Source organism: Streptomyces macrolidinus, assembly GCF_023887685.1.
Taxonomy (GTDB): Bacteria; Actinomycetota; Actinomycetes; order Streptomycetales; family Streptomycetaceae; genus Streptomyces; species Streptomyces macrolidinus.
On the sequence record NZ_JAMWMR010000001.1, the window covers coordinates 83,238 to 105,051 of the forward strand.

General features: G+C 70.1%; 25 protein-coding genes, 1 tRNA gene, 1 pseudogene and 1 riboswitch. Of the genes and pseudogenes, 17 read left to right on the plus strand and 10 right to left on the minus strand.

All coding sequences use genetic code 11. From position 1 onward, the window contains the following. Positions 1 to 11: 11 nt before the first annotated feature. The 4 genes from NGF19_RS00365 to rdgB all read left to right on the plus strand — a co-directional run bounded on the left by NGF19_RS00365 (position 12) and on the right by rdgB (position 2,286). Positions 12 to 245, plus strand: a complete 234-nt coding sequence (locus NGF19_RS00365; RefSeq protein WP_252421311.1) for a PTS sugar transporter subunit IIB — start codon at positions 12 to 14, stop codon at positions 243 to 245. Positions 246 to 318: 73 nt separating this feature from the next. Then, positions 319 to 1,050 (plus strand): ribonuclease PH, encoded by a 732-nt coding sequence (gene rph / locus NGF19_RS00370; RefSeq protein WP_252421312.1) that lies wholly within the window; start codon positions 319 to 321, stop codon positions 1,048 to 1,050. Between the two features lie 177 nt (positions 1,051 to 1,227). Continuing rightward, positions 1,228 to 1,626: a hypothetical protein gene (locus NGF19_RS00375; protein ID WP_252421313.1), complete on the plus strand. Its 399-nt coding sequence runs from the start codon at positions 1,228 to 1,230 to the stop codon at positions 1,624 to 1,626. Between the two features lie 57 nt (positions 1,627 to 1,683). Then, entirely contained in the window at positions 1,684 to 2,286 is a 603-nt protein-coding gene (gene rdgB / locus NGF19_RS00380) for an RdgB/HAM1 family non-canonical purine NTP pyrophosphatase (protein WP_252421315.1), read from the plus strand. Between the two features lie 55 nt (positions 2,287 to 2,341). On the opposite strand, the gene NGF19_RS00385 is transcribed toward rdgB, so the two are convergent. From NGF19_RS00385 to NGF19_RS00400, 4 genes are all read right to left on the minus strand, one after another. Then, positions 2,342 to 2,424, minus strand: a tRNA-Leu gene (locus NGF19_RS00385). 146 nt (positions 2,425 to 2,570) lie between these two features. Further along, on the minus strand, positions 2,571 to 2,891 hold the full coding sequence (gene sugE / locus NGF19_RS00390) for a quaternary ammonium compound efflux SMR transporter SugE (protein WP_252421317.1): 321 nt from the start codon (positions 2,889 to 2,891) through the stop codon (positions 2,571 to 2,573). A 31-nt stretch (positions 2,892 to 2,922) separates the two neighbouring features. Next, positions 2,923 to 2,982: riboswitch (guanidine-III (ykkC-III) riboswitch) on the minus strand. A gap of 84 nt (positions 2,983 to 3,066) precedes the next feature. Next, positions 3,067 to 3,408, minus strand: a complete 342-nt coding sequence (locus tag NGF19_RS00395; protein ID WP_252421319.1) for a GroES family chaperonin — start codon at positions 3,406 to 3,408, stop codon at positions 3,067 to 3,069. A gap of 43 nt (positions 3,409 to 3,451) precedes the next feature. Further along, entirely contained in the window at positions 3,452 to 3,808 is a 357-nt protein-coding gene (locus NGF19_RS00400; RefSeq protein ID WP_252421321.1) for a DUF3618 domain-containing protein, read from the minus strand. Between the two features lie 159 nt (positions 3,809 to 3,967). Between NGF19_RS00400 and bcp the strand changes: the two genes are divergently transcribed. Continuing rightward, on the plus strand, positions 3,968 to 4,435 hold the full coding sequence (gene bcp / locus NGF19_RS00405; protein ID WP_252421323.1) for a thioredoxin-dependent thiol peroxidase: 468 nt from the start codon (positions 3,968 to 3,970) through the stop codon (positions 4,433 to 4,435). A gap of 100 nt (positions 4,436 to 4,535) precedes the next feature. On the opposite strand, the gene NGF19_RS00410 is transcribed toward bcp, so the two are convergent. Then, complete coding sequence (locus NGF19_RS00410) at positions 4,536 to 6,977, minus strand: transglycosylase domain-containing protein (protein ID WP_252421325.1); 2,442 nt, start codon at positions 6,975 to 6,977, stop codon at positions 4,536 to 4,538. A gap of 201 nt (positions 6,978 to 7,178) precedes the next feature. Here NGF19_RS00410 and NGF19_RS00415 point away from each other — a divergent pair, with 201 nt between their 5' ends. From NGF19_RS00415 to NGF19_RS00430, 4 genes are read left to right on the plus strand one after another with little or no spacing between them, the layout of a single operon-like run. After that, entirely contained in the window at positions 7,179 to 7,979 is an 801-nt protein-coding gene (locus tag NGF19_RS00415) for an ABC transporter permease (RefSeq protein WP_252421327.1), read from the plus strand. Between the two features lie 28 nt (positions 7,980 to 8,007). Further along, a complete protein-coding gene (locus NGF19_RS00420; protein ID WP_252421716.1) occupies positions 8,008 to 8,862 on the plus strand; it encodes an ABC transporter permease in 855 nt (284 codons plus the stop codon). A gap of 8 nt (positions 8,863 to 8,870) precedes the next feature. After that, on the plus strand, positions 8,871 to 9,926 hold the full coding sequence (locus NGF19_RS00425; RefSeq protein WP_252421329.1) for an ABC transporter ATP-binding protein: 1,056 nt from the start codon (positions 8,871 to 8,873) through the stop codon (positions 9,924 to 9,926). 32 nt (positions 9,927 to 9,958) lie between these two features. Next, positions 9,959 to 10,861, plus strand: coding sequence for a DUF1707 SHOCT-like domain-containing protein (locus NGF19_RS00430; protein ID WP_252421331.1), 903 nt, complete (start codon positions 9,959 to 9,961; stop codon positions 10,859 to 10,861). Between the two features lie 86 nt (positions 10,862 to 10,947). On the opposite strand, the gene NGF19_RS00435 is transcribed toward NGF19_RS00430, so the two are convergent. Further along, on the minus strand, positions 10,948 to 12,276 hold the full coding sequence (locus NGF19_RS00435; RefSeq protein ID WP_252421332.1) for an SGNH/GDSL hydrolase family protein: 1,329 nt from the start codon (positions 12,274 to 12,276) through the stop codon (positions 10,948 to 10,950). A 197-nt stretch (positions 12,277 to 12,473) separates the two neighbouring features. Here NGF19_RS00435 and NGF19_RS00440 point away from each other — a divergent pair, with 197 nt between their 5' ends. Next, positions 12,474 to 13,874, plus strand: a complete 1,401-nt coding sequence (locus tag NGF19_RS00440; RefSeq protein ID WP_252421334.1) for a DUF445 domain-containing protein — start codon at positions 12,474 to 12,476, stop codon at positions 13,872 to 13,874. Positions 13,875 to 14,033: 159 nt separating this feature from the next. Further along, entirely contained in the window at positions 14,034 to 15,503 is a 1,470-nt protein-coding gene (locus NGF19_RS00445) for an MFS transporter (protein WP_252421335.1), read from the plus strand. A 72-nt stretch (positions 15,504 to 15,575) separates the two neighbouring features. On the opposite strand, the gene NGF19_RS00450 is transcribed toward NGF19_RS00445, so the two are convergent. Further along, positions 15,576 to 15,878 (minus strand): hypothetical protein, encoded by a 303-nt coding sequence (locus NGF19_RS00450; protein ID WP_252421336.1) that lies wholly within the window; start codon positions 15,876 to 15,878, stop codon positions 15,576 to 15,578. Between the two features lie 219 nt (positions 15,879 to 16,097). Here NGF19_RS00450 and NGF19_RS00455 point away from each other — a divergent pair, with 219 nt between their 5' ends. The 5 genes and pseudogenes from NGF19_RS00455 to NGF19_RS00475 all read left to right on the plus strand — a co-directional run bounded on the left by NGF19_RS00455 (position 16,098) and on the right by NGF19_RS00475 (position 19,014). Beyond that, a complete protein-coding gene (locus NGF19_RS00455) occupies positions 16,098 to 16,571 on the plus strand; it encodes a carboxymuconolactone decarboxylase family protein (protein WP_252421337.1) in 474 nt (157 codons plus the stop codon). A gap of 95 nt (positions 16,572 to 16,666) precedes the next feature. Next, the gene (locus NGF19_RS00460; protein ID WP_252421338.1) at positions 16,667 to 17,044 is read left to right on the plus strand and encodes a VOC family protein; all 378 of its coding nucleotides are present in this window, start codon (positions 16,667 to 16,669) and stop codon (positions 17,042 to 17,044) included. Between the two features lie 73 nt (positions 17,045 to 17,117). Further along, positions 17,118 to 17,680: pseudogene (locus tag NGF19_RS00465) on the plus strand (HD domain-containing protein). 101 nt (positions 17,681 to 17,781) lie between these two features. After that, positions 17,782 to 18,540: a DUF6879 family protein gene (locus tag NGF19_RS00470; protein WP_252421339.1), complete on the plus strand. Its 759-nt coding sequence runs from the start codon at positions 17,782 to 17,784 to the stop codon at positions 18,538 to 18,540. Between the two features lie 3 nt (positions 18,541 to 18,543). Beyond that, positions 18,544 to 19,014, plus strand: a complete 471-nt coding sequence (locus NGF19_RS00475; protein WP_252421340.1) for an NUDIX hydrolase — start codon at positions 18,544 to 18,546, stop codon at positions 19,012 to 19,014. A 109-nt stretch (positions 19,015 to 19,123) separates the two neighbouring features. Here NGF19_RS00475 and NGF19_RS00480 read toward each other — a convergent pair whose 3' ends face one another. Both NGF19_RS00480 and NGF19_RS00485 read right to left on the minus strand, forming a co-directional pair. After that, a complete protein-coding gene (locus NGF19_RS00480) occupies positions 19,124 to 19,342 on the minus strand; it encodes a DUF397 domain-containing protein (protein WP_252421341.1) in 219 nt (72 codons plus the stop codon). After that, positions 19,343 to 20,188 carry a helix-turn-helix domain-containing protein gene (locus NGF19_RS00485; protein ID WP_252421342.1) on the minus strand — a complete coding sequence of 282 codons (846 nt, stop codon included), beginning with the start codon at positions 20,186 to 20,188 and terminating at the stop codon, positions 19,343 to 19,345. It lies immediately after the preceding gene. A 222-nt stretch (positions 20,189 to 20,410) separates the two neighbouring features. On the opposite strand from NGF19_RS00485, the gene NGF19_RS00490 reads away from it, so the two are divergent. Beyond that, positions 20,411 to 21,046 carry an ATP-binding protein gene (locus NGF19_RS00490; RefSeq protein WP_252421343.1) on the plus strand — a complete coding sequence of 212 codons (636 nt, stop codon included), beginning with the start codon at positions 20,411 to 20,413 and terminating at the stop codon, positions 21,044 to 21,046. On the opposite strand, the gene NGF19_RS00495 is transcribed toward NGF19_RS00490, so the two are convergent. Further along, positions 21,016 to 21,789 (minus strand): HNH endonuclease, encoded by a 774-nt coding sequence (locus NGF19_RS00495; protein ID WP_252421344.1) that lies wholly within the window; start codon positions 21,787 to 21,789, stop codon positions 21,016 to 21,018. The genes NGF19_RS00490 and NGF19_RS00495 overlap by 31 nt on opposite strands. Positions 21,790 to 21,814: the final 25 nt, after the last annotated feature.

Below are 21,814 nucleotides of genomic sequence, written 5' to 3' on the forward strand. Positions count from 1 at the left end.
GGGAGGCAGACATGGCGAGCAAGGCTGAGAAGATCGTCGCCGGGCTCGGCGGCATCGAGAACATCGACGAGATCGAGGGCTGCATCACCCGCCTCCGCACCGAGGTCCACGACGCCTCCCTGGTGAACGAGGCCGCCCTGAAGGCCGCGGGCGCCCACGGCGTCGTCAAGATGGGCAACGCCGTCCAGGTCGTCATCGGCACCGACGCGGACCCGATCGCCGCGGAGATCGAAGACATGATGTGAAGGGCCGCCCGCACGCCCCTCCCTTCCCGGACCGTCTCCAGGCTCCTTCGGCGGGTACGGCTAGGCTCGGGCCATGTCTCGAATCGACGGCCGTACCCCCGACCAGCTCCGCCCCATCACCATCGAGCGCAACTGGAGCAAGCACGCCGAGGGCTCCGTCCTCGTCTCCTTCGGTGACACGAAGGTCTTCTGCACCGCCTCCGTCACGGAAGGAGTGCCGCGCTGGCGCAAGGGCAGCGGAGAGGGCTGGGTCACCGCCGAGTACTCCATGCTGCCCCGCGCCACCAACACCCGAGGCGACCGCGAGTCGGTCCGGGGCAAGATCGGCGGCCGTACGCACGAGATCAGCCGCCTCATCGGCCGCTCCCTGCGCGCCGTCGTGGACTGCAAGGCGCTCGGCGAGAACACCATCGTCCTCGACTGCGACGTGCTCCAGGCGGACGGCGGCACCCGCACCGCGGCGATCACCGGGGCCTATGTGGCACTGGCCGACGCGATCGCCTGGGCCCAGGGCAAGAAGCTGGTGAAGGCGGGCCGCAAGCCCCTGATCGGCACGGTCTCCGCCGTCTCCGTGGGCATCGTCGACGGCGTCCCCCTCCTCGACCTCTGCTACGAGGAGGACGTACGGGCCGAGACCGACATGAACGTGGTCTGCACCGGCGACGGCCGCTTCGTGGAGGTCCAGGGCACGGCGGAGGCCACCCCCTTCGACCGCGCGGAGCTGAACGCCCTCCTCGACCTCGCGGCGGCCGGCTGCGACCAGCTCGCCGAGATCCAGCGCACGGCCCTCGAAGCAACCCGATAAGGCCATATCGGCGTTAACGGAGGTAGAGCCGCACGACCCCGGGTGGGGCGCGGGGAAATCCCCGTGCGCCCGCCCGTGGTTCCGTACGACCATGGCGCGTCGGGCGAGCTGGACCGGACCGGACCGGTCGACGCGCCCGGGGACAGTGCAGCACCGTTACGGGAGGGGAACCGTTCCATGGCCGCGCGCCACCGCCGACGCATCGTCGCCACCGCACTCACCGCCGTCGCCGTCCTCGCCGCCATGGGCGCGAGCGCGGGCTGCGACGCCGTCGACAAGGCGATCGACTGTGTGCAGACCGCCGACGCGATAGCCGACAGCGTCACCGACCTTCAACAGGCCGTCGAGAACGCGGCGCAGGACCCGACGCAGACGGACAAGGCCCTCGACGCCATCGAGCGGAACCTCGACAAGATCGGCGACAGCGCGGACAACGTGGACGTCGGCAAGGCGGTCGACCACCTCCGCGAGGCGGTCGGCAACGTCCGTACCGCCGTCCGGGAGGGCGACGACACCCCCGACGTACGGCCCGTGACGGACGCGGCGGGGGAGCTGACGAAGGTGTGCACACCGTAGGGTGACGCCGGGGGTGGGGGCGGAACCGGCGTCGCGGGCGAACGGATACTGGTGGGCATGACTCGCCTGATCCTCGCCACACGCAACGCCGGAAAGATCACCGAACTGAGGGCGATCCTCGCCGACGCGGGACTTCCGCACGACCTGGTCGGCGCGGACGCCTACCCCGACATCCCCGACGTCAAGGAGACCGGCGTCACCTTCGCCGAGAACGCTCTCCTGAAGGCCCACGCGCTGGCCCGGGCGACGGGCCTGCCCGCGGTGGCCGACGACTCGGGCCTGTGCGTCGACGTCCTGAACGGCGCACCGGGCATCTTCTCGGCCCGCTGGGCGGGCCGCCACGGCGACGACCGGGCCAACCTCGAGCTGCTCCTGGCCCAGCTCGGCGACATCGACGACGCCCACCGGGGCGCCCACTTCGCCTGCGCGGCGGCCCTGGCCCTGCCGGACGGCACGGAACGCGTGGTCGAGGGCCGACTGAGGGGCACCCTCCGCCACACACCCTCCGGCACGAACGGCTTCGGCTACGACCCGATCCTCCAGCCCGAGGGCGACCACCGCACCTGCGCGGAACTGCTCCCGGAGGAGAAGAACGCGATCAGCCACCGAGGCAAGGCGTTCCGCGCCCTGGTACCGGTGATACGGGAACTGCTGGGCTGAGGCACGGACAGCGAAAGGCCCGGTCCTGATCAACCGGGCCTTCGTCGTCTTCCGGTGCGGCCGGTGGGACTCGAACCCACACGGGATTTCTCCCACGGGCACCTAAAACCCGCGCGTATGCCATTTCGCCACGACCGCCCCCGAAACGGATAGTTCATCTCCCTGTGCCGCTTCGTGCCGCTCAGTGTACGGGGGAGTGCCCGCGGCCCGCGGCGCCCCCGGGGATTCGGCAGGGCCATGACGCCGTAGCCATACGGCAGTTCGGAGGCGGACCGGCGGCGCGCTCAGTGCCCCGACGTCATCTTCAGGCCGACCACCGCCACCAGCAGCAGGGCCACGAAGAAGATGCGTGCTGCTGTTGCCGGTTCGCCGAGTACGGCCATGCCCAGTACCGCCGCGCCTGCCGCGCCGATGCCCACCCAGACTCCGTAGGCCGTGCCGATGGGCAGGGACTTCGCGGCGTAGGACAGCAGGAGCATGCTCGCCACGATGCTCGTGCCGGTGAACAGGCTCGGCCAGGGGCGGGTGAAACCGTCGGTGTACTTCAGGCCGACCGACCAGGCGACCTCCAGCAGACCGGCGACGACAAGCAGGATCCAGGCCACGACGGCACTCCTTGCTCCACAGGGCAACAGGGGTGCGTCGTCTTTGCGGACCCGGTACGGCGCGTCTCGTCGGGGCCCTCGCGGGCCCGTCCAAGGTAGCAAGGGCGCGCGGCGCCGTACGACGGAAGGGGCCGGTGACCTCGGTCACCAGCCCCTTCCGATACGGATCAGCGGATCACAGGTAGAGCCCCGTGGAGTCCTCCGTGCCCTCGAAGCGGTCCGCCGCCACCGCGTGCAGGTCGCGTTCGCGCATCAGGACGTACGCCGTTCCGCGCACCTCGACCTCGGCGCGGTCCTCCGGGTCGTACAGGACGCGGTCGCCCACCTCCACGGTGCGTACGTTCTGCCCGACCGCGACGACCTCCGCCCAGGCGAGGCGCCGGCCGACGGCCGCGGTCGCGGGGATCAGGATGCCGCCGCCGGAACGGCGCTCGCCCTCGGCGGTGTCCTGCCGTACGAGCACGCGGTCGTGCAGCATCCGGATGGGCAGCTTGTCGTGGTGGGTCTTCTCGCTCACGCCCCGAACCTACCTGTCCTCGGCGGCTTCGCGCGCGCCCGGGTCAGCGCTCGCGACGCCCGGAACCCTCGGAGTCCTTGGACCCCAGGGCGAGCAGTCCGCCGATCCCGATCACGACCAGTGCCACGGGCACGACGCGCTCCAGCCGCGGCCTGCCGTCCGCGGAGACGAGCTGCCGCTTCGCGCGGCCGACGAGCCGGTTGGCACCCGCGTACGCCCGCCCGAGCGTGTGGTCGACGCGGGAGACGACCTTGGCCTTGGCATCCCCGACGATCGTCTTCGGGTGCACCCGGACGCCGATCTCGTCGAGCGTCGCGGCGAGAGTCTCGCGGCGGCGCTGGATGTCCGCCTCGATCTGCGCCGGAGTCCTGGTGTCCGGGGTGCTCGACGTGTCCGCCACCGCGCTTCCTCCGTGTTCGTGTGCGCGGTGCTCCGCGCAGTTCGTGCATCTGTGAACGACAGTCTGTCAGCTTCACCCCGACCGTACTCCTCGGCGCCCCCGGAGCCGGGGCGGCCTACTAGGCTCGTCGGTATCCCGCCCCTGCTACGTGAGGTACCGATGAGCGAGCGACTCCAGCCCGGCGACACCGCCCCCGCCTTCACCCTGCCGGACGCCGACGGCAACGAGGTCTCCCTGGCCGACCACCGGGGCCGCAAGACCATCGTCTACTTCTACCCCGCGGCGCTGACCCCCGGCTGCACCAAGCAGGCGTGCGACTTCACGGACAACCTGGAACTGCTGGCCGGGGCCGGTTACGACGTGATCGGTATCTCCCCCGACAAGCCGGAGAAGCTCGCGAAGTTCCGCGAGAAGGAGTCCCTGAAGGTGACCCTGCTCGCCGACCCCGACAAGAAGGTCCTGGAGGCGTACGGCGCCTTCGGTGAGAAGAAGCTGTACGGCAAGACGATCGTCGGTGTCATCCGCTCCACGGTGATCGTGGACGAGGTGGGCCGGGTCGAGCGCGCCCTGTACAACGTGAAGGCGACCGGCCATGTGGCGAAGGTCATCAAGGATCTGGGCATCTGAGGCTCTGTCTGACGCCCGTCAGGTGAACGGCCGCCTGTCAGCTGAACGGCCCGCATCGGTTCGCTCCGGTGCGGGCCGCGTCCATTGCGTACGCGGAGGCCTAGTTCCGCCGCGTGCCCAGCACGCCTAGGCCCCCGGCCCCGCCGCCCGTCGCGCCACCGTCCGTGGCCCCGCCGTCGGTGGTGCCGCCGGTGTCCGTCGTGCCGCCCGGGTCCGGGGTGCCCTCGGGGCCGCCCGTTCCCGTGGCGCCGCCGATGCCCGTCAGGCCGCCGATGCCCCGCGTGTCACCCGCCATCAGGCCCCCGACGGTCGTGTCACCGCCGTCGGCGGCGCCGCCCGTGCCCGCCGTACCACCCGTGTCCGCGGTACCGCCGTCCGTCCCGCCCCGGCTGCTCCCGCCGTCCGTCGAGCCGCCGTCCGTCCCGTACTCCTCGTTCTCGTCGCCCCAGTCGTCGTCGGAGTCGAGGTCGGGCTCCTCGGTCTCCTCCGCGCCGGGCTGCAGACGCAGATCGAAGCTGTGCGCCTGCTTGCCCCGCAGCGCCTGCTCCATGAACTGCGCCCAGATCTGCGCGGGCGCGCCACCGCCGTTCATCCGGGGCAGGCCGAGCGCGTAGTACAGCGACTCGTGGGTGTTCGTGTCGGGGTTCTGGCCCATCACCGCGATCACCGTCGCGAGGTCGGGGGTGTAGCCCGCGAACCAGGCCGCCTGGTCCTCCTCGGCCGTGCCCGTCTTGCCCGCGACGGGCCGCCCGGCGGCCTGTGCGGCGGTCGCGGTGCCGTTGTCCACCACGCTCTGGAGCATCGCCGTGGTCGTGTCCGCCGCCGTACGGCTCACCGCCTGCTGGGTCTGGCGCCGGGGCAGGTCGATGTCGTCCGTGCCCCCCTTGGTGACCTTCTCGATCAGGGTGTACGGGGTGCGCTTGCCGTGGTTGGCGAGGGTCGCGTAGGCCTCCGCCATGTCCAGCACGCTCGCGTTGGCCGTGCCGAGCGCGATCGAGGGGTACGGGTTCAGCTCGGGGGTGCCCTGCGGCAGACCGAGCTCGATGGCGGTCTGCTTGACCTTGGCCGGGCCGACGTCCACCGCCATCTGCGCGTAGACCGCGTTCACCGACTTGTCCGTGGCCTCCCGGACGGGGATCGGGCCGTAGTCGCGCCCGTCCTCGTTCTCCGGCGCGTACGGCCCGCCGCTCCAGCCCTCCACGGGCCGCTTGTTCGTGCCGTCGTACACCGTGTTCGGGGTGATCACGTCGCCGTCCTGCGTGCGCGCGAAGCTCTCCACGGCCGCGGCGAACACGAACGGCTTGAAGGTCGAGCCGACCTGGTAGTCGCGGCGGGTCGCGTTGTTGACGTACTGCTTGGTGTAGTCGATGCCGCCGTACATGGCGACGACCTTGCCGGTGGCCGGGTCGATGGCGACCCCACCCGCGCGGACATAGCGGTCGGCCTTGCGGTTCTTCTTGTCGAGCTTGCTCGTCACCTGGTCGTCCACGGCCTTGACGAGGGCGTCCTGTGCGGGCTTCTCGAGCGTGGTGGTGATGCGGTAGCCGCCCCCGGCCAGGCTGTCCTCGTCGAGGATGTCGTGCGCGGTGAGGTAGTCCTTGATCGCCGCGACCAGGTAGCCGCGCTGGCCGGACATGCTGGAGGCGTACATCTCCCGGCGCGGCTCGGGGAACGTCGTCTTCGCCCGCTCGGCCCGGCTGAGCCAGTGCATCTTGACCATGCCGTCGAGGACGTACCTCCAGCGGGACAGGGCGGCCTGCTTGTTCTCGGGGTGGGCGACCACGTCGTACTCGCTCGGCGCGTTCAGCAGGGAGGCGAGGTACGCGCTCTGGCCGACGGTCAGGTCCTTCGCCTCGACGCCGTAGTAGGCCTGGGCGGCGGCCTGGATGCCGTACGCGTTGCGGCCGAAGTAGCTGGTGTTGAGGTAGCCCTCGAGGATCTCGTCCTTGTCCTTCTCGCGGTCCAGCTTGACCGCGATGACGAACTCCTTGGCCTTGCGGGTCAGGGTCTGCTCCTGGCCCAGGTAGTAGTTCTTCACGTACTGCTGGGTGATGGTCGAGCCGGACTGCTTGCCCTTGCCGGTGGCCGTCCGCCAGGCGCCGCGGATCATCGCCTTCGGGTCGATGGCGGACTCGGTGTAGAAGTCGCGGTCCTCGGCGGCGAGTGCCGCGTGCTGGGCGTTCTTGGCGATCCGGGACAGCGGCACGATCTCGCGGTTGACCGAGCCGTCGCGGGCCAGCTCGCTGCCGTCCGCGTACAGGTAGACGTTGCTCTCCTTGATGGCCGTCGCATTCGCGGCGGGGATCCGGACCAGGTAGTAGCCGAGGACGAACAGGCCGACCAGCAGCAGGACCCCGATCACGAAGGAGCCGAGCACCATCCGCCAGGTGGGGATCAGCCGGCGCCATCCGGTGCGCCGGGGCCGCTTCGGCTTCGCGCCGGGGGATGCCTCGGGCGAGGTCTCCGACGAGGCTTCGGACGCCGCGGAGTGCGGCTCTCGGGGGCCCTCGCCCCGGCTGCTTCGCTGCGGCTCGTCGCTCATCGTGGTGCCGGACTCCCGTGTCGCGTCGTACGTTCCGTACGCCCTCGTACGCTTCTGCGTCCCTTGCTGAAGACTGTCCCACCAAGTGGTCCGTTCCCGGCGCGAGGGACATGTCGCGCGGGAAAAATCGTGTGTACGCCACTTCGGTGGCGCGCTAGGGTCGGTCGCTTCGCCCGGCGCGCGTCGAAGGAGGTTCATCCCGTGAGGACAGGGCGGCTGTACATCGCCGTCGCCACCGGTGGATTCCGGCGGTACGCGACCTATCGGACCGCGACCCTCGCGGGCGTGTTCACCAACACCGTCTTCGGGATCATCCTCGCCTACACCTACCTCGCCTTGTGGCATGAACGGCCCCATCTGGGGGGTTACGACCAGGCGCAGGCGTTGACCTACGTATGGGTCGGGCAGGCGTTGCTCTCGGCCGTCTCGGTGATGGGCGGTGGCTTCGAGGACGAGCTGATGGAGCGCATCCGCAGCGGTGACATCGCGATCGACCTGTACCGGCCCGTCGATCTCCAGTTCTGGTGGCTGGCCCAGGACCTGGGCCGGGCCGTGTTCCAGTTGCTCGCCCGGGGCGCGGCTCCGCTGGCGGCCGGCGCGCTCCTCTTCCCGCTCGCCCTGCCCACCAGCCCGCTGACCTGGCTGGCCTTCCTGATCGCCGTGCTGCTCGGCACGGTGGTGAGCTTCGCGATCCGCTTCCTGGTCGGGCTCAGCGCGTTCTGGCTGCTCGACGGGGCGGGTGTCGCCCAGATCGCGTGGGTCACCGGGACGTTCTGCTCGGGGATGCTGCTGCCGCTCAACGTCTTCCCCGGCGCGCTCGGCGAGGTCGTCCGCGCGCTGCCCTGGGCGTCGTTCATCCAGGCGCCCGCGGACGTCCTGCTGGGCGCGGCGGATCCGCTGCCGGTGTTCGCCCGTCAGCTCGCGTGGGCCGCGGCGCTGCTGGCGGTCGGGCGGATGCTCCAGTCGGTGGCGACACGGCGGGTGGTGGTCCAGGGTGGCTGAGACGGCCGAGGCGGTTGAGGCGGCCGAGGTGGCGGAGGTGGCTGACACGGCGTACGGCGGCGCGCGGACGTACGGCCGGACGCGTGAGGGGCTGCGCGCCTATCGGCTGATCACCGCGATGTGGATCCGCTCCGCGGTGGCCTACCGCGCCTCCTTCGTGATGACCACGCTCGGCAACTTCACGGCGACCGCGCTGGACTTCGTCGCGATCCTGCTGATGTTCTCGCAGGTCGACACGCTCGGCGGGTACCGGCTGCCCGAGGTCGCCTTCCTGTACGGGCTCTCGTCGAGCGCCTTCGGCCTCGCGGACCTCGCGCTCGGCTCGATGCAGCGCCTGGGCCGGCGGGTGCGCGACGGCACGCTGGACACGCTGCTGGTGCGTCCCGCGCCCGTCCTCGCACAGGTGGCGGCCGACCGCTTCGCGCTGCGCCGGCTCGGCCGGATCAGCCAGGGTCTCGGTGTCCTCGGGTACGCGATCGCCGCGCTCGACATCGACTGGACCCCGCTGAAGGTGGCGATGGTCCCGCTGATGCTGCTCAGCGGAGGGGCGATCTTCGGCTCGGTGTTCGTGGCGGGCGCGGCGTTCCAGTTCGCCGCGCAGGACGCCTCCGAGGTGCAGAACTCCTTCACCTTCGGCGGCCAGACGCTGTTGCAGTACCCGCCGAGCATCTTCGCCAAGGAGCTGGTGCGCGGGGTGACGTTCGTGCTGCCGCTCGCCTTCGTCAACTGGCTGCCCGCGCTGTATGTGCTGGGGCGGCCGTATCCGCTGGACCTGCCGGTGTGGGTCGCCTTCGCCCCGCCGCTGGTGGCGGTGGGCTGCTGCGCCCTGTCGGGGCTGGCCTGGCGGGTGGGACTGCGTTCGTACCGGAGCACGGGGAGTTGAGGGGACCGATGGACAGGGGAGTCAAGGGTGCCGGGGAAGGTGCCGCCGCGGACGGTGCGTTCATCGAACTCGACGGGGTCGAGAAGGTCTTCGACGTGCTGCGGCGGACCGGGTTCCTGCGCCGCGAGCGGCGGCAGGTGCGGGCGGTCGACTCGCTCTCCTTCACGGTGGCGCGCGGTGAGATGGTCGGCTACATCGGGCCGAACGGCGCCGGGAAGTCCACCACCATCAAGATGCTGACCGGCATCCTGACGCCGAGCGGCGGCCGGCTGCGGGTCGCCGGGATCGATCCCTCGCGCGAGCGGACGCGGCTCGCGCAGCGCATCGGGGTGGTGTTCGGGCAGCGTACGACGCTGTGGTGGGACCTGCCGCTGATCGACTCCTACCGGCTGATGCACCGCATGTACCGCATCCCCGACGCGCGGTACCGCGAGAACCTCGACCGCTGTGTCGAACTCCTCGAACTGGGCGCCCTGTTGGATGTGCCGGTCCGGCAACTGTCGCTGGGGCAGCGGATGCGCGGCGACATCGCGGCGGCGCTGCTGCACGACCCCGAGGTGCTCTATCTCGACGAGCCGACCATCGGCCTCGACGTCGTCTCCAAGGCCAAGGTGCGTGAGTTCCTGCGGGACTTGAACGCCGAGCGCGGCACGACCGTCCTGCTGACCACGCACGACCTCCAGGACATCGAGCAGTTGTGCTCGCGGGTGATGGTCATCGACCACGGACGGCTGATGTACGACGGCGCGCTCGCCGGGCTGCACGAGGTGGGCGACTCCGAGCGCACCCTCGTCGTCGACCTGGAGCGGGAGTTGCCGCCGATCGAGGCGCCGCCCGCGCGGGTGGTGCGGGTGGAGGGGCCGCGGCAGTGGCTGGCCTTCCCGGCGTCCGGGTCGGCGGCTCCGCTGGTGGCGCGGATCGCGGCGGAGTACCCCCTGGTGGACCTGTCGGTACGGGAGCCGGACATCGAGGCCGTGATCGCGAAGATGCTGCGGTCGCTGGGGGATACGGGAGACCGGAAGGACGCGGCGCCTCGACCGCCTTCGGAGCGGGCGGTGTCGTAGCCGCCCGCCCGGCGACCTCGTAGGCTTGCGGCATGACCGACGCCGTGTCTCCCGGAGGGACCGACGACCAGCGCTCGACGCCGTCGTCCCCCGCCAACTCCGCCCCGGAACTGAGGGCTTCCGACGCCGATCGCGAACGGGTCGCCGAGGTCCTGCGCGACGCCCTCGCGGAGGGCCGACTCGACATGGAGGAGTTCGAGGAGCGGCTGGACGCCACGTACCGGGCGCGGACGTACGCCCAACTCGCGCCGATCACCCAGGACCTGCCGGCCGCGGGCGCGGTGCCTCCGCCTGTCGTGTCGCTGGCCAAGGAGCCGGAGGAGAGCGGGAGTTGGAGGCAGCGGATCGTCGGTGGCGACGGTTCGTCCTCGTGGGCCGTCGCCGTGATGTCCGGCTTCCAGCGCAAGGGGCGCTGGACGGCGCCGAAGCGGTTCAACTGCTTCGCGTTCTGGGGCGGCGGTGAGATCGACCTGCGGGAGGCGAGCTTCGCGGACCGCGAGATCGAGATCAACTGCATCGCGATCATGGGCGGGGTGAACGTCATCGTGCCGCCCGGCGTCGAGGTCGTGGTGCGCGGCATCGGGATCATGGGCGGCTTCGACCACACCGAGGAGGGCGTGCCGCCGGAGCCGGGCGCGCCGCGTGTGGTCATCACCGGGTTCGCGTTCTGGGGCGGTGTCGGCGTCGAGCGCAAGCTGACCCGCGCCGACCGGCTGCGGCTGAAGGAGCTGCGCCGCCAGGAGAAGCTGGACCGCAAGGCCGCCCGCCGGGAGCTGCACGCGTCGTTCCGCGAGGAGGTGGGGGAGGCCCACCGCTCGATGCTGGAGGGCCACCGGGACCTGCTGCGGGAGCGGCAGGAGGAGCAGCGCGAACTCCAGCGGGAGCGGCGTGAGGCCCGCCGGGAGGAGCGGGACAGGCGGCGCGGGGGGTACTGAGCCGGGGACCTGTGGCGCGAGGGTACTGAGCGGGGGCGCATGTCTCGCGCGTGGCGTGAGCCCCGCGCGTACGGCGTCGGGGCCGCTCACAACCGCGCCGGAGCCGCCCCCTTCAGCGAGGTCAGGTCGAAGACCTCCGCCATGCGCTGGAAGCCCCGGTCGCTGGGGTGCAGATGGTCCCCGGAGTCGTAGCCGGGGCGCAGTCGGCGCGGGTCGTAGGGGTCGCGCAGCGCCTGGTCGAAGTCCACGACCGCGTCGTAGACCGTGCCCGCGCGGATCCGCGCGTTGACGGCCTGCCGTACCTGCTCGCGGTCGGCCCGGTAGCCGTGGTGGTCCTTGAAGGGTGTCAGCGTGGTGCCGATGACCTTGAGGCCGCGCGCGTGCGCGTCGTTCACCAGGGTGCGCAGCCCCGCCGTGATCTTGTCCGGGTCGGCCCGGCCGGGGGTGCGGAGTATGTCGTTGATACCGAGGTCTATGACGACGGCCTTGACGTTGGTGCGGCCGAGGACGTCGCGGTCGAAGCGGGACAGCGCGCTCGGGTTGTCGGCCGGGCCGCCGCCGTTCGCGAGGACGCGGTTGCCGCTGATGCCCTGGTTGACCACGCTGTAGCGGGGCACGGCCGAGGATCCGCCCGCCGCGCGCAGCCGGGCCGCGAGGATGTCCGTCCAGCGGTGGTTGGCGCCCACGGTGGAGGTTATGCCGTCGGTGATCGAGTCGCCGAGAACGACCACGGTGCCGCTCGCCTCGTCGCTCAGGACGTCGAGCGCGGTCAGATAGCGCCAGAACCGGGTCGGCTCGGTGAAGTCGGCACCGGTCACGTCCTCCGTACGGTCGCCCTCGGCGGCGTAGGAGATCTGGCGCGCGTGCCGGTGGTAGGTCACCGGGCCCGAGGGGGTGGGCGAGTACGTGGTCACGAGGACGTCGGAGCCCTGCGGGAGCGCGATGCGTACGGCGTCGCTGACCACCTGCTCGCCCGGGGGTATGACGACCGTCGTGGCGCCGCCGAAGGTCAGTCGGCGCATGGTGTCGGCGATGGCGTCCGGGCCCTGGGAGGCGGCGACCGCGATCGAGGCGTGGGTGAGGGTCAGGGGCTGCGTGCCGAAGAGATTGGACAGCGTGACGCGGGCACCCGTACCGCCGATGCCCGCGTGGACGACGTTGCGTACGGACCGTCCGGCCATGCCCACCGTCGCGGTGCCGGGCTCGGCCCCCGACGGGGAGGCCGACCAGGACCCGGCCCAGGTGCCGGTCGAGGCGGGGGCGGCGGTGTTGTGCGGGGTGGTGGGGTGGCCTGTGACGAAGCCGCCGCGGGTGTTGCCGCCGTCGGCCGAGACGCCGACGTATATGGCGGCGGACACGGCCACGACCACGGCGATGATCGCGGACAGCAGGGCGCACCCGTGGCGCCTGGTCATGCGGTGCGTGTCTCCTCGGGCGACGGGAGCCCGAGGCTCCGGCGTTGATCATCACCATGATGGGCGATGCGGGGGAGGACGGCGACCGGGGTGCCCTGAGCGGACCCCGAGGGAACCCTGATGATCCCCTGACCTTCTCCCTCCCGGACAGACGCCGGGAACTCCTGTTCCGTTCCAGGAGTCGTGAGGAAGAGACAATGAGTACGGGGGAACGCGATCGGGTGGAGTGGATGGACCGTACGAAACCGGAAGAGAAGGGTGGCACGGAGCGGCTCAGGCGCTCCGGCACCCCCGCGCACGCGCCCACCGGACCGGTGGGCGCGCCCGGCCGTGCCATGACCTCCTTCACCCCCGCCGACGAGGAGAAGCGCCGGGGCGTGCGCCGCATGAAGAGCACGGCCACGGGGCTGCTGCTGCTCGTGGCGATCGTGTACACCCTCGCCAAGTGGGCCGAGAGCGCGGGCGCGGGCGCCTGGGCCGGCTATGTGGCCGCGGCGGCGGAGGCCGGCATGGTCGGCGCGCTTGCCGACTGGTTCGCGGTCACCGCGCTCTTCCGCCATCCCCTCGGCCTGCCCATCCCGCACACCGCGATCATCCCGACGAAGAAGGACCAGCTAGGCGTCTCGCTGGGCGAGTTCGTGGGGGAGAACTTCCTGTCCGAGGAGGTCGTACGACAACGCCTGCGCTCGGTGGGCATAGCCGAGCGGCTGGGCGCCTGGCTCGCCGAGCCGGAGCACGCCGACCGGGTGACGGCGGAGCTGGCCACGGCCCTGCGGGGGGCCCTGACCGTGCTGCGCGACTCGGACATCCAGGCGGTGGTCAGCGAGGCCGTCACCCGGCGCGCGAGCGCCCAGGAGATCGCGCCCGGCCTCGGCAAGATGCTGGAGAAGGTCGTCTCCGACGGCGGTCACGCCCGGTTCGTGGACCTGGTCTGCGTCCGCGCCCACGACTGGCTCGTGCTGCACGACGAGCAGGTCATGACGGCCGTCGAGGGCGGCGCCCCCGGCTGGACGCCCCGCTTCGTGGACAAGAGGATCGGCGAGCGCGTCTACAAGGAGTTGCTCCGCTTCGTCACCGAGATGCGCGACGAGCCCTCGCACCCGGCGCGCGGCGCCCTCGACCGCTTCCTGGCCGACTTCGCCTCCGACCTCCAGTCCGACACGGACACGCGGGCGCGCGTGGAGCGCCTCAAGGGCGAGGTGCTCGACCGCGCGGAGGTCCAGGACCTGATCGCCTCCGCCTGGACGGCCGTACGGTCCATGATCATGTCGGCCGCCGAGGACGAGCGCAGCCAGTTGCGGCTGCGGGCGCGGGCGTCGCTGCTGTCGCTGGGGCGGCGCATGGCCACGGACGCGAAGACGCAGGCCAAGATGGACCACTGGGTCGAGGGCGTGGCGGTGCATGTCGTGACGACGTACCGCAAGGAGATCACGTCCCTGATCACGGAGACGGTCGCGAGCTGGGACGCCGAGCACACCACGCGCAAGATCGAGGCGCACATCGGCCGTGACCTGCAGTTCATCCGGATCAACGGCACGGTGGTGGGCTCACTGGCGGGGTTGCTGATCTACACGGTGTCGCGGACGCTGGGGGCGTGACCCGCGGTCGCGCGGGCACGGCGTGCGGGCCGCGCGCGGCACTAGAGAGCCGCTCGCCCGCGCTCCGGGCTCCGGGGCGGTCGGCGCCGACCGCGCGCTCCGGGCCATGGGCTCCGACGCGACGGGCAACTCCATACAGGCAGGCCCCAGGAGGCAGCCATGTCGGTCGGCGCGACCCGGACCGGTACGGTCACCAGCGCGATCCCGGCCCGGCTCGACCGGCTGCCGTGGGCGCGCTGGCACTGGTCGGTCGTCGTCGGACTCGGCACGGTCTGGATCCTGGACGGCCTGGAGGTCACGGTCGTCGGCAATATCGCGAGCCGGCTCTCGGAGCCCGGCAGCGGCCTGCCGATCACCTCCGGCGAGGTCACCGGCGTCGCGGCGGCGCTGTATGTGGCGGGCGCGTGTTCCGGTGCCCTCTTCTGGGGCCGGCTGACCGACCACTACGGCCGCAAGAAGCTCTTCATGATCACCCTCGTGGTCTATCTGAGCGCCACCGCGCTGACCGCGGCCTCCTTCCAGACCTGGTGGTTCTTCCTCTTCCGCTTCCTGACCGGCTTCGGGATCGGCGGTGAGTACGCGGCCATCAACTCCGCGATCGACGAGCTGATCCCGGCGTTCTACCGGGGCCGTGTCGACCTGGTCATCAACGGCAGCTTCTGGCTGGGCGCGGTGGGCGGTTCGCTGCTGTCGATCGTCGCGCTGAACACACGCCTGCTGCCCAAGGACGTGGGCTGGCGGCTGACGTTCGCCCTCGGCGTCGTCCTCGGCCTGGTCATCCTGGTGGTGCGGCGCCATGTCCCCGAGAGCCCGCGCTGGCTGCTGATCCACGGCAGGCACCGGGAGGCCGAACGGGTGGTGGCCGCGATCGAACGGCGGGTGAGCGCGGAGAAGGGGCCGCTCCCGCGCCCCCACGGCGCGATCACCGTCCATCAGCGCGCCGGCATCGGCTTCGGCACCATCGCGCGTACGGTCTTCCGCGACTACCGCCGCCGCGCGGTGCTCGGCTTCTCCCTCTTCATCGGCCAGGCCTTCCTCTACAACGCGATCACCTTCGGCTTCGGCGCGATCCTGACGACGTTCTTCGACGTTCCCACCGGGAACACGGGCTACTACTTCGCCGTCATCGCCTTCGGCAACTTCTTCGGCCCGCTGCTGCTCGGCAAGCTCTTCGACTCGCTGGGCCGCAAGGTGATGATCTCCTCGACCTATCTGCTCTCGGGCCTGCTGCTGTTCGCCACGGCCTGGCTGTTCGACCGGGGCGCGCTGGACGCGGTCACGCTGACGGCGTGCTGGTCCGTGGTGCTGTTCTTCGCGTCGGCGGGCGCGTCCAGCGCGTATCTGACGGTCTCCGAGGTGTTCCCGATGGAGACGCGCGCGATGTCCATCGCCTTCTTCTACGCGCTCGGCACCGCGGCCGGGGGCATCAGCGGCCCGCTCCTGTTCGCGGACCTCACGAACACCGGCCGGGTCGGCGACACGGTCCTCGCCTTCCGGATCGGCGCGGCGCTGATGTGCGCGGCGGGCGTGGTCGCGGCGCTGCTCGCGGTACCGGCCGAGAGACGCTCCCTGGAGGACATCGCCCGCCCACTGACGGCGGCACCGACGGAGAAGCCGCAGCGAGGCTGAGCAGTTCGGCTGCCCGGCCGGGCGCGCGGGCGCCGCCTCCTCGTTGGGCGGGGGATGCTGCTTGCCGGGGCCCTAGCCGCGCCGGTCGGCCACCACCCACGAGGCAAGGGCGGCGGCCCCGGCCACCCCGAACACGGAGGGCCAGGCGCCGACCTTCTTGGCCAGCGGGTGCGACCCGGCGAACGCGGCGACGTACGCGGCGGTCAGCGCCCCGGCCGCCGGCCCGCCCGCCTGCTTGCGCCACTGCTGCGCGGCAGCGGCGCCCGCGACGGCCAGTACGACCCCGCCGAGCTGTCGCTTCTTGGTCCAACGGGCGACCCCGTACCCGCCGACGAGCCCACTCGCGGCCACCACTGCCGTAGGAACCTTCGCCATCGCTGCCTGCCTCCTCGGTACGTCGCCCGGCTGCCCCGATGGCCGTCCGGCGCAACGAGGCTAGCTCCGCGTACGGGGGCGCCGCGCGGTCGGGGTGAGGGACACGTGACGCCGAGCCGTGACGCACACCACACCCGACGATCGCGCGGAGCTGTCACAACCGAACGCCCCCGAACCGTCAGTGAGGTGTAACAGCGGGACAGAGCAAGGAGATTCGTCATGGAAGCCCGACTCAACCTCTTCGGTACCTCCATCGCACCGCAGTTCGGGAAGCACCTCAACGCGGCGGGCAGGGTCGTCATGGACTCGACGCTTCCCGGCACCATCCAGCACCTGGTGGAGATCCGCGCCAGCCAGATCAACGGCTGCGGCTTCTGTGTGGACATGCACACCAAGGAGGCCGCCCGTGCCGGGGAGACCTCGGTACGCCTCAACCTGGTCGCGGCCTGGCGCGAGGCCACGGTCTTCACCGAAGCCGAGCGGGCCGCCCTGGAACTGGCCGAACAGGGCACCCGTCTCGCGGACACCCCGGGTGCCGTGACGGACGAGGCCTGGGCGAACGCCGCCAAGCACTTCGACGAGGAGCAACTGGCCGCCCTGGTAGCGGCGATCGCCGTCATCAACGCGTACAACCGTCTGAACGTGATGGTCCGCCAGCCGGCGGGCGACTACGAGCCGGGCCAGTTCGACTGACCGGGGATCGTACGACAGAGGGCCCGCAGGACCACCACTCCTGCGGGCCCTCGACTCCCGGGACCCCAAGGGGTATTCGTGATCGACTCCCGGGCATGGCCTCCGTGATCCGGCACGTCACCATCGACTGCGCAGACCCCTACACCCTGGCGAGCTTCTGGGCCGAGGCCCTGGACGGTTCGCCGGCCGACGACGACTTCCCGGGAGACCCGGAAGCGATGGTCCGGACCCCGACCACCACGCTGCTGTTCATCAGGGTGGACGACGCCAAGACGACGAAGAACCGAGTCCACCTGGACTTCCAGCCCCAGGACCGCACCCGCGACGAGGAGGTGGACCGCCTGCTCTCCCTGGGCGCCACCCTCCACTCCGACCACCGCCGCCCCGACGGCACGGGCTGGGTCACGCTGCAGGACCTTGAGGGGAACGAACTGTGCGTGGAACGGAGCGCGGGGGAGCGCGCACAGGGGTGACGGCATGTCACGCCCCGCACGGCGCAGGGCGATGCCAGGACTGCATGCGCTTGTGTCGGGCATGTAATCGGCTATGGAGGAGAGCACCGCCGGTTGGGCAGGCCAGATCGCCGAGAAGGAGCTCGGTGAGGCGCTTCCTCGACGGTGGGCGCACAGCCAGGGAGTTGCAGGCCGAGCGGTGGAGATCGGGTCGGTCTTTGGCGAGGATGCCGACCTGCTCATCGCCGCTGCCACACTGCACGATGTCGGGTACGCGCCGCGGCTGGCCGTGACGGGGTTTCACCCGCTGGACGGGCCAGGTTCCTCCGCGACGATCACGGGGCCGACGCGCGGCTGGTGCGGTTGGTAGCGAACCACTCGTTCGCGCTTCTGGAGGCGGAGGAGCGTGGGCTCAGAGAAGAGTTGGCTGCGGAATTCCCTTTGCTGGACGAACCGTTGCTCGTGGACGCGCTCGTCTACTGCGACATGACGACCACGCCCGACGGCGGCCGGACCACTGCCGAGGAGCCTGTCGCGGAGATCCGGGGACGCTACGGAAACGACAGCACCGTCGGCCGGTTCATCCGCCGCGCAACACCGGAGATCTTCACCGCTGTAAGGCGAGTTGAGGAGGCGCTGGCGGCTCAGCCGAGGTAGGGGTAGGTCCCGGCCGGGTAATCACCCCAACCGAAGCTCAGGCTCGGGGTGTTGGCGTGGTGGAAGCTTGGGAGATCAGTCCCCGAGGGAAGGACGCGATCATGACCCGACGACTGCGTTTCAACGGCACAGCTAGCGGTGTCAACGGGCGCCCGTCCATTCACGAAGACCTCGACACAGGAGAGGTCATCGTCCACGGTCCCGTCCTCACCAACCCCGACGACATCGCCCAGCTCCGTCACCTGAACGAGGGCGAGGTGCCCATCGTGGTGCCGCGCGAGCTGCTGGTCGACTTCGGCCCGAAGGAAGTCGACCGCGTGCCCGACATCATCGGGTTGGACGAATTCGACCGACTCTTCACGCAGTTCGCGCACACGGCCTGGCGTCTGGAGACGCGCCGCCGCTACGCCTCGGACGAACTCACCGACACCTACGCTCGGTTCACGCGCGGTGAGCCCATCGAATGGGAGGGAGTCGACGCGGAATGGTGCGCCGAGCGCCGCGAGCAGTCTGGGCTCGGTAAGCGGTTCGAGCGTGTCCGCATCGTCGATCACCCGCCCACGGCTGGGCAGCTCTATCTGCTCGACAACGCACGCCGGAACAGCGCCGTCGGCGAGAAGATCCTCAACCTCTGGCGAGAGGATGCCGACAGCCTCGGCCTGCCCGCCGAAGACTTCTGGATCTTCGACTCCCGGCTGGTCGCGCTGCTCAACTTCGACGAAGCCGACAACCTGGTCAACGTCGAGCTGATCACGGAGCCTGCTGAGGTACTGAGGTATGCCACGGTGCGCGACGCGGCGTTGCATCACGCCATCCCATACGAGGAGTTCGCGGCACGGTTGACCGCGAAGGAGGACTGAGGAGTGGCACGCACTGAGTATTACGACGACGCCAACGCGCCTGTACCGAACAGTCTCGTTGTCGCTGCCTCAGCGGTCGTAACCGACGACAGGGGGCGCATCCTGCTTCAGCGCCGCAAAGACAACGACCTCTGGGCGCTCCCTGGCGGTGGCATGGATATGACCGACTCACTGCCAGGAACCGCGGTGCGGGAGGTCAAGGAAGAGACCGGCTACGACGTGGAGATCACGGGACTTGTCGGCACGTACATGGACCCGCGCCGCATCATTGCCTACAGCGACGGGGAGGTGAGACGACAGTTCAATGTGTGCTTCAGGGCGCGCATTGCCGGCGGGACGCTCACCGTGTCGGATGAGTCGACCGAAGTGCGCTTCGTAGACCTTGCCGAGGTTGACGCGCTGCCCATGCACCACACCCAGCGACTACGGCTTCAGCACTTCCTGGACAACCGGCCGAGTCCGTACCTGGGATGAGCCTGAACGCACAGGGTTCCGCAGACGTCCAGGATCATTCCCAGATGTCGTCCGGCAGTGAGGCACCCTCAACGGAGCCGCCCTGCACCCGGGACGGAGGATGCGACCGCTACCGGCAGGCCCCGACTTCGCCACGGCTCAATGCGCACACGAAGCTGTGCCACGCCTGAGCCGGTACGGCGATGACGGGGCCGCCCGCGCGCTTGGAGTCGCGTACGAGGGTGCCGTGGGGAGCGTAGGCGCACTCCACACACTCGGTGGTGTTGCCGCCGCTGTAGGACGACTTGAACCACATCGGCTTGGAAGTCGGCTCGGGACCAGCGGACATTCACAACTCCTTGCGAGCGCGGTGGATCATGGCGGAGGAGGCTTCCATGTCCAATGCTTGTGCGCGGAGGTACTGGAACGCAAGTCGGTATCGGTCCAGTTCCTCGTCTTCCTCGAGGAAGAGCGATCCCGTGTGGAAGTCGACGTACACGACGTCGAGAGCCGCTTCGGCGCCGCCGATGATCACGAAGTTTCCGAGTGCTGCCGCGTGGGCTCCCTTGGAGAACGGGAGTACTTGGAGCGTGATGTGTGGAGACTCGTTCGCTTCGAGCAGTCGACCGAGTTGTTCCTTCATGATCTCCGGTGAACCGACGACCCGCCGGATCACGGACTCGTCGAGGATGGCCCACAATCGCGGAGGCTTCGGGCGGGTGAGGATCTCCTGCCGCTTCATGCGGATGTCCACGAGCCGCTCGATCTCTTCCGGTTCGAGCGGTACCTCGTTGGCCTTCTGAAGAGCGGTGCTGTACGCGCGGGTCTGGAGAAGACCTGGAACGTAGACGCAGCAGAAGTGGTCTTCGCGTACTGCCTCGTCCTCAAGAGTCAGCAGAAGGTTCATGCTCTCGGGGATGGAGTCGGCGAACGGCCTCCACCAGCCTTGCTGCTTGGCGTCCTTCGCCAACGCGACAACAGCCCTGCGCTCGGCGTCGGTTGCTCCGTACTCCCGGCACAGTGCGTCGATCACGATCCACTTCACCGCGCCGGCCTGCGTCTCGTACCTGCTGACCGTCGCCTTGGACACACCGACGAGCCCACCGGCTTCCTCGAGCGTGAGGCCCTTGCGAGCACGCAATTTACGCATCATCACGCCCAGTTGGCGGCGGCGGGTTGTGGTCCGAGCGGACATGCGACTCCTCTGTGCGGATGCCGGGCATCGGGCCCCGGACGTCATCAGGCTAGGCAGGCCGGAAGTCACGCAGCCACCAGATTCACTCGAAGGGTTCTTCTCGTTGCGAGAAGTTACATAGCAAGACTTCTCCGTGTCATGCTCGCTTGCAGAGCGCTACGCAATGCAGCCGTACGGACACGGCGGGCGCAGCATGCGCGTAGCTGGGAGGGAGGAGTGGCCATGCCTGGCTACGAAGCCGCCGAACCCCGACTTCGCTGTGTTCTGCCCTTCGAGGCGACGTCGGAGGAGGTGCCTCTGCTTCGGAGAGCCGCCGTCGCGCAGCTCGATCAGTGGGGGATGGCCTGTGCTGCCGACGAAGCCGAGCTGCTCGTCGCGGAGTTGGCCACGAACGTCATCAAGCATGTCGGCGAGGGCACGTCAGCGACGTTGATCCTCGAACGCCGGGACGCGCGGCTGCGCGTCGAAGTCCACGACAAGAGCCACGCGGTGCCCGTGCTCAAGGCTGCGAGCTGCGACGAGGAGTGCGGACGCGGCCTCCACCTCCTCGCGGCTCTTGCCGCGGACTGGGGGACGGTGCTCACGGCGGCCGGGAAGGCGGTCTGGTGCGAGATCACCCTCGACCAGGGATCCGCCTGCCGTCGCGTCGAGCGGGCGGCCCAGACCTTGGAGACGTATCAGGGTGCCAGCGGCCCGACTCTCCTGGCAGGCGCCGAACGGACCGCCGGTCTTGAGGAGGCCGCGATCGAGCTGATCGCCGACCTCCTCCACTGGTCCACCGCTCGCGGCCATGACCCGGACGACATCCTCGACCAGGCCCAGATGCACTACGAAGCGGAAGGGGTGGCGGCGTGGTGAGCGCCGGGCTGAGTGGTCTTCTGCATCTCCTCCCGCAGGGCATCCGGGGTGCGCCACGATTCGCCGGGGCGGCTTCTGTGGCACATGCGGTGGCAGTTGGCGCACAGGCAGACAAGGCCGTCCAGCCTGGTCTCCCCGTGGCCGGAGACATGGAGGGGAGTGACGTGGTGTACCTCGATGTAGCCCTCGCCCAGTCCTCCGTAGGTGCGAGCGAAGTCGAAGTGGCAGACCTCGCATCGCAGCGTCCCACCGTTACGGCGGACCTGTTGGATCTTCAGTCTGCGAAGCTTCGGATCGCGTTCGCGGACAAGCGCTCGGCGTACGAGGAGCCGGCCTTCGATGGCGGTGGATCCATCGTCCTGGATCTCGCCGTGCTGCTCGGGCAGCAGATGGAACTCGCCGGAGCCGATGCCCTCTTCGATGGCCTGGGCGGCTTGGAGCATGTCGGCCTCGCGCTCGATGAGCGCCGCGATCATCCGAAGAGTGGGCTCCCCGCACCGGGTGCGCTTGCCCTGGTGGTGAGGATGGTTCGTAGCGAAGTCCGTCGTCTTGCGGCTGACGCTGTCTGGCGAGCGGAACTCAGGGAGCGCCCGAGCCTTGGCGTCGTGGATCGGCAGCGACCGCAGCAGCTCAGAGAGTTCCTGGACCTCTCGGGCCCCGGTCCGCAGCTCGCGCCAGCCGTTCTTCACGACGAGCGCCCCAGCCAGCACAAGCTCGTCCTCGGTCCATGTAGGGCTTCGCATGATCAATATCGTATGAGTGTTCGGT